At 64.2% G+C, this 10,923-nt stretch carries 14 protein-coding genes and 1 pseudogene; 1 reads left to right on the top strand and 14 read right to left on the bottom strand.

Features of this window, described 5'->3' with window-relative positions; all coding sequences use genetic code 11:
• Nucleotides 1–22 precede the first annotated feature (22 nt).
• The 13 genes and pseudogenes from tolA to Taqua_RS01385 form a co-directional block, all read right to left on the bottom strand.
• The gene (gene tolA, locus Taqua_RS01325; protein ID WP_342780890.1) at nucleotides 23–955 is read right to left on the bottom strand and encodes a cell envelope integrity protein TolA; all 933 of its coding nucleotides are present in this window, start codon (nucleotides 953–955) and stop codon (nucleotides 23–25) included.
• Entirely contained in the window at nucleotides 945–1,388 is a 444-nt protein-coding gene (locus Taqua_RS01330; protein ID WP_144324245.1) for an ExbD/TolR family protein, read from the bottom strand. Before Taqua_RS01330 ends, tolA begins: the two co-directional genes overlap by 11 nt.
• Nucleotides 1,389–1,434: 46 nt before the next feature.
• Nucleotides 1,435–2,118: a protein TolQ gene (gene tolQ / locus Taqua_RS01335; RefSeq protein WP_144324246.1), complete on the bottom strand. Its 684-nt coding sequence runs from the start codon at nucleotides 2,116–2,118 to the stop codon at nucleotides 1,435–1,437.
• Nucleotides 2,119–2,583 carry a tol-pal system-associated acyl-CoA thioesterase gene (ybgC, locus tag Taqua_RS01340; RefSeq protein WP_144324247.1) on the bottom strand — a complete coding sequence of 155 codons (465 nt, stop codon included), beginning with the start codon at nucleotides 2,581–2,583 and terminating at the stop codon, nucleotides 2,119–2,121.
• Nucleotides 2,561–3,010 (bottom strand): annotated as a pseudogene (gene nusB, locus Taqua_RS01345) (transcription antitermination factor NusB); the annotation flags it as partial. The gene ybgC and the pseudogene nusB, both read right to left, overlap by 23 nt.
• 61 nt (nucleotides 3,011–3,071) lie before the next feature.
• Entirely contained in the window at nucleotides 3,072–3,542 is a 471-nt protein-coding gene (ribH, locus tag Taqua_RS01350) for a 6,7-dimethyl-8-ribityllumazine synthase (RefSeq protein ID WP_144324249.1), read from the bottom strand.
• Nucleotides 3,539–4,693, bottom strand: a complete 1,155-nt coding sequence (ribBA, locus tag Taqua_RS01355) for a bifunctional 3,4-dihydroxy-2-butanone-4-phosphate synthase/GTP cyclohydrolase II (RefSeq protein WP_144324250.1) — start codon at nucleotides 4,691–4,693, stop codon at nucleotides 3,539–3,541. Before ribBA ends, ribH begins: the two co-directional genes overlap by 4 nt.
• A 65-nt stretch (nucleotides 4,694–4,758) precedes the next feature.
• Entirely contained in the window at nucleotides 4,759–5,394 is a 636-nt protein-coding gene (locus Taqua_RS01360) for a riboflavin synthase (RefSeq protein ID WP_144324251.1), read from the bottom strand.
• A 15-nt stretch (nucleotides 5,395–5,409) separates the two neighbouring features.
• Nucleotides 5,410–7,026: a type IV pilus modification PilV family protein gene (locus Taqua_RS01365; RefSeq protein ID WP_144324252.1), complete on the bottom strand. Its 1,617-nt coding sequence runs from the start codon at nucleotides 7,024–7,026 to the stop codon at nucleotides 5,410–5,412.
• A 4-nt stretch (nucleotides 7,027–7,030) separates the two neighbouring features.
• A complete protein-coding gene (locus Taqua_RS01370) occupies nucleotides 7,031–8,269 on the bottom strand; it encodes a hypothetical protein (RefSeq protein ID WP_144324253.1) in 1,239 nt (412 codons plus the stop codon).
• A 25-nt stretch (nucleotides 8,270–8,294) separates the two neighbouring features.
• A complete protein-coding gene (locus Taqua_RS01375; protein ID WP_144324254.1) occupies nucleotides 8,295–9,011 on the bottom strand; it encodes a PilW family protein in 717 nt (238 codons plus the stop codon).
• The gene (locus tag Taqua_RS01380; RefSeq protein WP_144324255.1) at nucleotides 9,005–9,559 is read right to left on the bottom strand and encodes a prepilin-type N-terminal cleavage/methylation domain-containing protein; all 555 of its coding nucleotides are present in this window, start codon (nucleotides 9,557–9,559) and stop codon (nucleotides 9,005–9,007) included. The genes Taqua_RS01375 and Taqua_RS01380 overlap by 7 nt, the downstream gene beginning before the upstream one ends.
• Nucleotides 9,547–9,972 (bottom strand): type IV pilin protein, encoded by a 426-nt coding sequence (locus tag Taqua_RS01385; protein WP_185969527.1) that lies wholly within the window; start codon nucleotides 9,970–9,972, stop codon nucleotides 9,547–9,549. The genes Taqua_RS01380 and Taqua_RS01385 overlap by 13 nt, the downstream gene beginning before the upstream one ends.
• A gap of 33 nt (nucleotides 9,973–10,005) precedes the next feature.
• Between Taqua_RS01385 and Taqua_RS01390 the strand changes: the two genes are divergently transcribed.
• Nucleotides 10,006–10,209, top strand: coding sequence for a hypothetical protein (locus Taqua_RS01390; RefSeq protein WP_144324257.1), 204 nt, complete (start codon nucleotides 10,006–10,008; stop codon nucleotides 10,207–10,209).
• A gap of 21 nt (nucleotides 10,210–10,230) precedes the next feature.
• Here the strand turns inward: Taqua_RS01390 and Taqua_RS01395 are convergent.
• The coding region (locus tag Taqua_RS01395; RefSeq protein WP_246094567.1) for a transposase at nucleotides 10,231–10,923 on the bottom strand (693 nt) is incomplete at its 5' end.

The following is a 10,923-nucleotide window of genomic DNA, read 5'->3' on the forward strand; positions in this document are numbered from 1 at the left end:
TCGAGCATCGGTCGAGCAACGCTCACTCGTTGGGCCGAAAGCCCAGGATCAGCGTGGGCGGCACGCGGCCGTGCTCGTCGCGCGGCAGCCGCGCGGTGCGCTCGATGGCACGCAGCACCGCCTCGTCCCAGGCGCGGTGGCCGCTGCTTTTGAGCAGCCGGCTGCTCAGGATCGTGCCGTCGGGCAGCGTGCGCACTTCCACCTCGGCGCGGGGGTTGCCCGGCACCGTGTCGGCAAAGATGATGTTGGGCCGGATGTGCGCCACCAGCTTGCCGGCGTAGCTGGCCGATGGGGCCGCATCTTGCACATCGCTGCCGCGCGCTTGCGGGCCGCCCGTGGCACCGGCCTGGCCCAGCATGCGCTGCAGGTTACGCTGGCGCTCGGCCTCGGCCTGCGCGGCCAGCGCTCGTTCGCGCGCTTCGCGTTCGCGCTCGGCCCGGGCACGTGCTTCGCGCTCGGCGCGTTCCTGGGCGGCCTTGCGCTGGGCCGCTTGCTCGCGCGCCAGGCGTTCGCGCTCGGCCTTGTCGCGTGCCTCGCGCTCGCGTTGCTCCCGTTCGCGCTGCGCCTGTTGCTCGCGGCGACGCTCCTCACGCTGGCGCTGCACCGCAATGTCCGCGGCGCGCGGCGCCACAGGCTCCGCCTGCGCCGGGGCGGGGCGGGGGGTGTCGGGCGCGCGCACTGGCGGCGCCGGCGGTTCGGGTTCCACCGCGCGCGGCGCGGCCACCCGTGGCACACTGGCCCACAGCTCGGCGCTGGCCACCGCCGGGGTGTCGCGCTGCCAGCCAATGCCCCAAGCCAGCGCAGCCACCAGCGCCGCGTGCGCCAGCAGCGCCAGCGCCCACGCGCGCAGGTCGGCGCGTGGCGGCGGCGGCGTCAGGTCCAGGTCGTCGGCGGTGGCTTGCATCGTCAGGCGCACGGTGTGATCCGGCGGCGCACGCCAAGTTTCAGCGCCCACCCGCGCCATCGTGCCGCACCGCCAGCCCCACGCGCGCCACGCCGGCGCGCTGCAGCGTGTCCATCACCTGCATCACCTGCTCGTAAGTGGTGCGCTTGTCGGCGCTGATGATGACCGGCGTGTTGGCCGCCGCGTCGCCTTGCAGCGCGCGCACGCGCGCGGCCAACTCGCGCAGCGCCACCGGCTCACCTTCGCCGCCCTGGGCGCCGTCACGCACCCGCAGCGCGCCGTCGCGCGCCACCGTCACGTGCACAAAGCGCTCCGGCTGACGCGCCGCCTGCCCGACGCTGGGCAGCTCCACCTGCCCGGGCACGATCAGCGGTGCCGTCACCATAAAAATAATCAACAGCACCAGCATCACGTCGATGAAGGGCACCATGTTGATCTCGGTGATGGCGCGGCGCGTCGAGCCGCGGGGGGCGATGGCGGGCATGGTGTCGTCGGCTTGGTGGGGTTGGCGTGACCGTGCAGCCGGGGGGTCAGTGCGGCGTGGCCCCCGCGTTGCGGTGCAGGATGTTGGAAAACTCCTCGATGAAGGTCTCCAGCCGGTTGGCCAGCCGGTCGATGTCGTGCGCAAAGCGGTTGTAGGCCAGCACCGCCGGGATGGCCGCAAACAGCCCGATGGCCGTGGCCACCAGTGCCTCGGCGATGGCCGGCGCCACCGTCGCCAGCGTCACCTGCGTCATGCTGGCCAGCCCGGTAAAGGCGTGCATGATGCCCCACACGGTGCCAAACAAGCCCACGTACGGCGACACCGACCCCACCGAGCCCAGAAACGACAGGTTCACCTCCAGCGCGTCCAGCTCGCGCTGGTAGGCCGCGCGCATCGCACGGCGCGCGCCGTCCAGCAGCGCGTCGGGCTGGGCGATGCGTCGCTCGCGCAGCTTGGCAAACTCGCGCATGCCGCTGGCAAAAATGCGCTCCATCGGGCTGCCGTCGCGCGCGCGCTGCAGCGCCACCTGGTACAGCTCCTGCAGGTTGCCGCCGGACCAAAATTCACGCTCGAACGCATCGGTCAGCCGCTTGACGCGCCGGATGGCAAAAATCTTGCGCAAAATGGCCGCCCAGCTCGTCACCGACACGCCCAGCAGCAACAGCACCACCGCCTGCACCACCCACGAGGCGTTGCGCAGCAGCTCGATGATCGAAAACTCCTGGGGCATTCACGACTCCACAACAGATTCCACGTAAGGCTGCAGCGCCTGCACAATGGCCGCCGGGATGCGCGCCGGCTGCAGCGCCGGCGCTTGCACCCAGCCGATGCGCACGCTGCCTTCGCACAGCACCATGACGCTGTCGCTGTCGTCGCGCAGCGCGCGCTGCTGCAGCTCGATCGACGCCCGCCCCAGCGTGGCCACGCGCGTTTCGATGCACAGCGCATCGTCCAGCCGGGCCGGGCGCTGGTAGCGCACCTGCACGGCGCTGACGACGAACATGCCGCCGGTGGCTTCGCGCAGCGCGTGCTGCTGCAGGCCCAGCGTGCGCAGCCATTCGGTGCGGGCGCGCTCGAAAAATTTCAGGTAATTGGCGTAGTACACGATGCCGCCGGCATCGGTATCCTCCCAGTACACCCGTACCGGCCAGCGGTGCGGCGCCACACCGGCGTCAGGGGCGGCGGGCCGGGTCACGCAGCACCTCCTCGCCGCGCACCAGCGGCGCCAGGCGGTTGAGTACGCCGTTGACAAACTTGTGCCCGTCGGTGCCGCCAAACGCCTTGGCCAGCTCCACGCACTCGTTGATCACCACGCGCCACGGCACATCGGGGCAATGCAAAAACTCGTAGGCCCCGATCCACAGCACCGCGTGCTCGATCGGCGACAACTCGGCCAGCGGCCGGTCCAACAGCGGCGCCAGCCGCCCGTCCAGCGCGGCGGCCTGCTCGATGCAACCGTGCAGCAGCGCGTCGTAGTGCGCGCTGTCGGCCTTGTGAAACCCCGACAGGTCGCGCGTGAACTGGTCGATGTCGGTGGCCTCGTTGCGGCCCACCAGGTGTTGGTACAAGCCCTGCAGCGCAAATTCGCGCGCGCGTGTGCGGGCCGATTTTTCGGATGCTTTGGTCATGGGCCGTATTGTCCCAGACCACGCGGCCCCGGGCCAGCCACGCGCCGCCCATCCGTCAGCCCGGCGCGTGGCGGCGCAGCAGGTGCGCCATTTCCACCGCCACGCGGGCCGCGTCGCGCGCTTTGTCGTCTTGCCGCGCCACCGCCTGCGACAGGTTTTCCACGGTCAGGATGGCGTTGGCCACCGGGATGTGGTGCTCCAGCGCCACGCGCGTGATGCCCGCGGCCGACTCGTTGCACACCAGCTCGAAGTGGTAGGTTTCGCCGCGGATCACGCAGCCCAGCGCGATCAGGGCATCGAAGCGCTCGGTCTGCGCCAGCGCCTGCAGCGCCAGCGGCACCTCCAACGCACCGGGCACCTGCTCCAGCACGATGTCGCCCTCGGCCACGCCCAGCGCCGCCAGCTCCGCGTGGCACGCCGCGGTCAGCGCGTCGGTGATGCCCTGGTTGAAGCGCGCCTGCACGATGCCGATGCGCAGCCCGCGCCCGTCCAGCGCCGCGGCGCTGCCCTTGTCCGCTCCCATCATGTCGGGGATCCTTCCATCGAAATCGGGGGTTGTTCAAAGCCCACCACCTCCAGCCCATAGCCGGTCATGCTGGGCATGCGCCGCGGCTGACCCAGCAGCACCATGCGGTGCACGCCGCAGTCGCGCAAAATTTGCGCCCCAATGCCGTAGGTACGCAGATCCATGCGGCCGCGCTGCGGCGCCTCGGTGGTGGGGGCGCTGCCGCCAAACTGCTGCAGCAACTGCTCGCCGCTTTCGCCGGCGTTGAGCAGCACCGCCACCCCGCGGCCGGCCTTCTGCAGGTGGCGCAGGCTGGCCTCCAGGCTCCACGAGTGGGTGCGCCGCCCCAGCTCCAGCGCATCCAGCACCGACAACGGCTCGTGCACACGTACGGGAATGGTGTCCGCCGGCGCCCACGCGCCCACCACCAGCGCCAGGTGCACGGCGCCGCTGACGCGGTCGCGGTAGGCGTGGGCCGTGAACGTGCCCCACGCCGTGGTCAGCGGCCGGCTGGCCACGCGCTGCACCAGGCTTTCCGCGCGGCTGCGGTGCTCGATCAGGTCGGCAATGGTGCCGATCTTGAGTCCGTGCTGCGCGGCAAAGCGCTGCAAATCCGGCAGCCGCGCCATCGTGCCGTCGTCGTTCATGATCTCGCAGATCACCGCCGCCGGGGTGCAGCCGGCCATCGCCGCCAGGTCGCAGCCCGCTTCGGTGTGCCCGGCGCGCATCAGCACCCCGCCGTCCACCGCCTGCAGCGGGAACACGTGCCCCGGTTGCACCAGGTCTTCCGGGCGGGCGTTGGGGGCCACCGCCACGCGGATGGTGTGCGCGCGGTCGGCGGCCGAAATCCCGGTCGTCACGCCCTCGGCAGCCTCGATCGACACGGTGAACGCCGTGCCCATCTTGGTGCCGTTGCGCGGCACCATCGGCGGCAGGCGCAACTGCTCACAGCGCTGGCGCGTCAGCGTCAGGCAAATCAGCCCACGGCCGTACTTGGCCATGAAGTTGATCGCCTCGGGCGTCACATGGTCGGCGGCCAGCACCAGGTCGCCTTCGTTTTCGCGGTCTTCCTCGTCCACCAGGATGACCATGCGGCCGGCGCGCAGCTCGGCCACGATCTCATCCACACTGGCGATCGGCGCCAGCGGTGCGTCGTCGTTGGGGGTGTTCATACAGAGACTGTCAGGGTGGGACCACCCCAACGTGCGGGCGCGCCGTCGCGCGGCCCGCCGCGCCGTCAGGCCGGGGCGGCCAACACGCCCAGCGCCAACATGCGCTCGACGTAACGCGCAATCATATCCACCTCCAGGTTCACGCGTCGCCCGGCGGCCAGCGTCCCCAGCGTCGTGTGCCGCACTGTGTGCGGAATCAGGTTGATGCTGACCGCGCAACCATCCGGCCGATCGTGCACCTGGTTGACGGTCAGGCTCACGCCGTTGACGGTGATCGAACCCTTGTACGCCAGGTAGCGGGCCAGCGACGGCGGCGCCAGCACCTCCAGCCGCCACGACTCACCCACCGGCGTCAGCCCCAGCACGGTGCCAACCCCATCCACATGGCCGCTGACGATGTGACCGCCCAGCCGGTCGGTGGCGCGCAGCGCCTTTTCCAGGTTCACCGCGCCGGGCGCGTCCAAGCCCACCGTGCGCGCGAGCGACTCGGCCGACACATCCACCGTGAAAACGCCCTGCCCACCGTCCAGCGTGGTGACGGTCATGCAGGCACCCTGGATGGCGATGCTGTCACCCAGCGCAACGTCGGCCAAATAGTCGGGCGCTGCCTGCACCCCTAGCCGCACACCGTGCTGCGGCCCAGCCCCCAGGGGGGTGACGTGGGTGATGTGGCCGATGTGGGTGATGATGCCGGTGAACATGCGTGGGGTACGGGGTCAGGGGAACGTCACCGACATATTACCGCAGGTGGCGTAGACCGTTTGCGAAGCGAGAACTGTTGTCCCATCGCTGTCGATATGCTTGATTACAATGGGTGAGCCAGTGCCTGTGCCTACGTTGCACACATACGCGTCGGTCACCCCGGTGGCGATGCATGATCCGGCCACGCTGCCGGCCTCGAATGTGACCGTGCCATGTGTGATGCCTCCAACGTAGACATACGTTAAGCAGCCCACGATGCCGGATTGCGTGCCTGCGAGAAAACTCGACGGGCACGCGGGATTTTCTGCGCCGGCTGCGCTTTGGAGGCAGAACTTGTCCCCAACGTTGTAGTTAAACTCACTAGAAAGGGCGCTATATGTGCCGTTAGATTCGAAGTCGCCGGTGGAGGGGCATGAATTGTCCTGCGTTAACAAAAAATGATGTTTTTCGGCGGTGCCTGCATTATTAAAATAGCTGGCGGCGTTGGCCGACAGGCTGTAATTTGATGGTTTCATTGTGCCTGCGGCGGGATAGGTGACGTTGGCAATGGTGCCGGCGATGCTAAATTGATTATCGCCTGTGGTGACAAACCCGCGGTAGGCACGCCGTGAGCTGTTGATTAGCTTTACAGTATTTTTGTTGCCCTGTGTCTCGGATGTCGCGGGGCTGGTCGCAAACGTTGTTTCATTGTTGTAGTTGGATGCGCCCAAGCAGGTTATCCACTTTTTGCCCGAGCTTGAAACGGGTTCGATGCCGATATTTCCATACCATTCTGGTCCCGTGTAGCATTTGTAATTCCAGTAATAGAATTTACTGCTGCCGACCCGGGTGGCGCTGTTATCTATTGCGCATTGACCGTAGGATGATATCCGTATCTTGGGGGTGATGGCATTATTGACGGCAAATACTTTGCCTTCGATGGTGACGAAATTTGTTGTCGTGCAGTCACCGCCACAGTCGAGCTCCAGTGTATTTTTGTTGCTCGAGTCGAGTAACATGAGGCGGTTGTCCTTGGTCGCGATCTTGTAACCCCCGAGGGTGTTCTCCCGAACGCTTGCGCCGGTGACAACCTGAAAATCCCCAGGCCGCGCACGTCCAGTCGGCGCGTTGAACGCGAGCCCGCTTGTGCCACTGCCATCATTGTTGGTGGGGCCCGAAGCTGCCGCCAGTGCGCAGGTGTCCGTCATCAACAACGTGCCGGTATGACTTGGTTGGGGGGTCATCTGGCTGCCAGTGGCCGTGACAGTAAGCTCTATCAAGGTCGTTTGGGGAAGTGTCACACTGGCGCTGAGTGCCATGCTGCTACGGTTTTGGAAGGTGGTCACCGCCTGGGTGGCGGCCGTTTGCAACGCAGCCTGCAGTGTGTTTGCGTCGACCCCTTTACCGCAGTTGGCCGCGTAGGTGGCGCGGATGGCTGCCAGCGCGTATTCATAGGCACCGCGTACCGCTTGCATTTCGACGGTGTGATCCCGCGCTTCGCGGGTGGCTTGCAATGTTACCGTCTGCAAACGTCCAAATGCGCCAACCCCGACCAGCACGATTGCAAGTGACACCAATGCCTCAACAAGCGCGTAGCCGTGTACCAGTTGGTTGCGCCTACGCTGGTCGATCACGCGGTATGTCCGTTTCATGATATCACCAGTCTTTCCAGCTACCGGGAATGGCTTGGGGTTTGCCCGCGCCGGCAAAAGGTTGATAGTTTAGGTTGGGGTAAGGGTCATAGACAATGGTGGCATTGCCGGTGCCGCCGCCGGCGTTTTTGGCAAATACTGCGCCATAAATGGTGGTGTTTCCTGTGGTGGAAAAATTACCCATTGCAATGATGCTGCCATAAAAGGCCCCTTTTATCTTTGCGTTACCATCGACGACCAGCAGGATGGGTGCGGACGCGGAACCGTATGTGGTATTGCCACTGATGTCGAGGTCGCCATGTACATAAACCACGCGCGCACGTGGGGTGCCGTTGTTCATGACGGAATCAAAGCTGGTGCTTGAGGGTGGATGCCCATATGTTGTCTCAAAGTTGCCCCGCAAGTCGACTGTCCAACCAGCGTAATAGTTAACAAAAGCTTGTCGACTCATGCCGGTACCGAGGCTGGCCTGGAGAAAGTCGTCGGAAGTGAGTCCTGAGAGTGACAATAAGGTTGGATCGTTGTCGATGATGTCCAGGCCTATGATGCTGTTATTGTTGCCCATGTTGGTGGAGCAAGTGTATCCTGCAGGTACGTTGTTGCAGTTCGGGCCTACATTGGTCGCGCGGTAGTCGCGTGTTTGTGGTGTTGGATTGGGGTCGGTAGCGGTATTCCGAATTAATGTGTTGATGGTGGCGTTTTGTGCGCTCAAATTGCCGCCGGCCCAGATGGTAAAGTCATTGAAATAATTGAGTACGGTTGCGCTTCCGCCGATATTGGCGGCCCCGCCTGTGAGTAAAGGGGTTGGGAACTGACGCCCTCCCTGGGTGGGGTTGGTGCCTAGTAGACGTTCGGTGACGCGCTCAATGGCCGTTTCGTCGTCGCTGAGGCCGACCGCGACGATGATATCAGCAGCCGATCCCGAGCTGCCGCATAAAGCCGTTGCCGACGTTGGCCATCCGGTTATCGCAGCGACACTCGGGCAAACCGCGGCCTTCATCTTCGCGGCATCAAATGTCGTGTTTGCCATGCTGTTTGCATAGTTGGCCTTGAGTGTCTCCAGGGCTGACATCGCGTTGGCAAAAGCCTGCTGCTGCGCCTTTTGGTTGCGCAGCATGACGTACTCCGCAATCGTCGTGCGGTTGAGCGTCAGCGCCAGAAGCGTCGCCGCCAAGACAAGCACGACGGTAATCAGCAGCGAGGCCAGTCCTTGCTGTTGGAATGAGCGGGCACAGCATCGCATGGTCGGTTTGGGTGGATCGTGTGGGTTACAGAATACGATCATTCGGCAGACGCACCGATGTTCGCGCGGTCGTGCTGGGCAAATCGCTCTGGCGTACAGATTGGCCTGTCAATACGATGTACGCGGTCCGCACCTCGCGCAGGTTGGTGCCGGTACACGGTGTGTTTTGTTCGGCGGCGGTTTGGGTCGTGCTCTGAGGGCCTAAAGGTACACATTGATACCCCAACGTGACTGTAAAATCGGTAACGCGTACCGTGCGCGGGTCTGTCAGTGACATCCATGCCGAATGGTTGTCGCATGTGCCATCATTGGCGGTATCTAGATTGGATTGTTCGAGCAGCATTTGAACTGTATTGTTGTTCAAGCGAAAGCCAAAAAAATTATCGCCTGCAGTGGTGGTCATGGTATTGTCGTAAGCAAAGAGCACGCAGGAGTTATTCTTGTGCGCAAAAATATCCGTCGCAGGCGCTGTGCGGCGCGTAAACCGGTTGGTCGTGAACGTTGCCTGGCTGTCGTACCCCGCACGCCGTAGCTCCGCGGCAACGATGTCGACGGTGCGCCGCAGCTGGTACTGAACGTCGAGCTGTGCTGACATCGTGCCCCCTGTGCGCGTTGCGGCCAGAAAGCTCCCGCCTATCATGACCGTGACCAGCAGCGCCACGGTCATGCCGACCATCAGCTCGACCAGCGATACCCCGCGCTGATCTGAGGGGTGTGCGTCTGTCGCGTAAGGACTTAACATACCGGCACCTCGCCCAACGGCTGTTTCCCTGTGGGTGTGCACATGCGGCTGACACCGAGGCGGTTGAGGTGGATGGTGATCGCGTAGTTGCTGTTGTTGGCGATAGTTAGCGCGACATCGTTCCCGCCACCAAAATTAAGCAAGCCGCGTCGGTCGATGGTGATTCGCACGTTGGCCGTGTCGGTTCCATCAACGGTGGCTGTGACAGTACAGGCGCTGCAAGACTTGGATGGTGCGATCCGCAAGTACCCTGTGGCGCAGTCGGTCTGGTTGTTTGTGGTGAGACATGCCACATTGCGCGATGTATCCACAATGAGAAGAGTGTCGGAGCTGTTGGTGGCGCCTAAATGGCGTCGCGAACTGCTTTCTGTAATACCGCTGGCGATCAGGTTTTGAAGTTCAGTTGCGGCGCGAATGATGTCGCGCCGCACAATATATTCGCGTAGGGAGGGTGCGGCGACTGTAGCAATGATGGCGATGATGGCCACGGTGACCATCAGTTCAATCAGGGTGATGCCGCGGTGGGCGATCGGCTTTAGTTCCAGCATGATGTGGGGGATCGTGTGCCTGTGCTCGATATGGTTAATATTGTGCAGTTGGTGTCGCGTTTTGCAAATGTTGATTCACTTTTGGCGGTGGCGGTTAGCTGGTAGGTTGTGGCTGATCTTATGGTGCCACTGATCGTGTATTCGCTGCTCACCGCCGGATCGACGCGCGTGCCGACAATGGTGTCAATGTCGATCTGATTGTAGGCTTTGGAAAAAAGCTGCTTTTCTATTTCGAGTGCGACGTCCTGCAGGGCCGTCTGCGCGGCGCCGCGCGTTGCTTTTATCCGGTAGTTGATGTAGGACGGATACGCGATCATCGCCAAGATTCCGACGATCGCTACGGCGACCATGAGCTCAATCAGAGAAAAGCCGCGTGGCGAATGGGTGATGACGCGTATTATGGGGGGGTGCATACCAGGCCTCGACATCAGTTCGGACCTAGCTTAATGTTTGGCAGCGCGCCGTCGGGGCGCTACCGACGACCGGCGCGCTGCGGGCGCCAAGCGGTCGAGATGTTCCTCAACGACGCCGCGTGCCCCGACCAGCTCGGCGACAAGCTGCGCGAGCCGCGCTTGCACCGCGTCATCGTGCCGCTGCTTGCGGGCAGCATCGCTGCGGTGCAAGACCTGCTCAGCGACGACCTGCAGTAGTCGCCCCTGAAAAATTCATTTTCACGCCGCCCTTAGCCGCAGCTGGGCAGGGTTGGCGCCACTGGTCTCGGTTGGCCGCCGCTGGGCGAGCCACCGGCCGATGAGGCGCACGGCCGCAATGAGGCGCAAAAAAGCTCGCCTCAAGAAGGGCACGCCCTTCTTCGTGATCATGCGCAGCAGCCAGCGGATGTTGTAGCCCGCCGCGCACAGCACCGCGTGCAGCCGGTCACCCTGCTCGCCCTTGAGATGGCACCTGTCCATGCGGTGATCCTGCTTCAAGTGCCCGATGACCGGCTCGATGGCCTGGCGGCGCTTGAGCAGCTTGCGCTCCTCGTGCGTCAGGCGCTTGATCTTGCCGCGGTGCACCAGGCGCACATCCGCAATGTCGGCCTCCACCCCGCGGTAGCCCAGATCGGCAAACGCTGTGCTGGGCTTGATGCCAGTGTCCTGCATCAGGATCGTGGCCTGCTCCAGCTGCGCTTGCAGCGTGTGCCCGTCGTAGGGGTTGCCATGGAAGGCCCGGGCTCCGACGATGAGGCTGTGCTTCAGGGTGCTGGCAATGCCGACCTTGACGCCGAACTCGTAATGGCAGCGGGCCTTGCCCTTGTTGATGCACTCCACCTCCGGCGCGTGCCAGGCGTAGAGCTTTCGAGTCCCGTCGGCGGTCTTTCGGTTGGCAGTCTGCGCCACCAGACGCGCCGCCTTGTTGAGGGT

It is taken from the genome of Tepidimonas aquatica (assembly GCF_007556585.1).
In the GTDB taxonomy this organism is placed as follows: Bacteria; Pseudomonadota; Gammaproteobacteria; order Burkholderiales; family Burkholderiaceae_C; genus Tepidimonas; species Tepidimonas aquatica.

Bases quoted from the DNA above. Each gene is read 5' to 3' on its own strand.
- Taqua_RS01330 (WP_144324245.1), bottom strand. From the start codon at position 1,388: ATGCCCGCCATCGCCCCCCGCGGCTCGACGCGCCGCGCCATCACCGAG.
- tolQ (WP_144324246.1), bottom strand. From the start codon at position 2,118: ATGCCCCAGGAGTTTTCGATCATCGAGCTGCTGCGCAACGCCTCGTGG.
- ribH (WP_144324249.1), bottom strand. From the start codon at position 3,542: ATGATGGGAGCGGACAAGGGCAGCGCCGCGGCGCTGGACGGGCGCGGG.
- ribBA (WP_144324250.1), bottom strand. From the start codon at position 4,693: ATGAACACCCCCAACGACGACGCACCGCTGGCGCCGATCGCCAGTGTG.
- Taqua_RS01360 (WP_144324251.1), bottom strand. From the start codon at position 5,394: ATGTTCACCGGCATCATCACCCACATCGGCCACATCACCCACGTCACC.
- Taqua_RS01365 (WP_144324252.1), bottom strand. From the start codon at position 7,026: ATGAAACGGACATACCGCGTGATCGACCAGCGTAGGCGCAACCAACTG.
- Taqua_RS01370 (WP_144324253.1), bottom strand. From the start codon at position 8,269: ATGCGATGCTGTGCCCGCTCATTCCAACAGCAAGGACTGGCCTCGCTG.
- Taqua_RS01375 (WP_144324254.1), bottom strand. From the start codon at position 9,011: ATGTTAAGTCCTTACGCGACAGACGCACACCCCTCAGATCAGCGCGGG.
- Taqua_RS01380 (WP_144324255.1), bottom strand. From the start codon at position 9,559: ATGCTGGAACTAAAGCCGATCGCCCACCGCGGCATCACCCTGATTGAA.
- Taqua_RS01385 (WP_185969527.1), bottom strand. From the start codon at position 9,972: ATGCACCCCCCCATAATACGCGTCATCACCCATTCGCCACGCGGCTTT.
- Taqua_RS01390 (WP_144324257.1), top strand. From the start codon at position 10,006: ATGTTTGGCAGCGCGCCGTCGGGGCGCTACCGACGACCGGCGCGCTGC.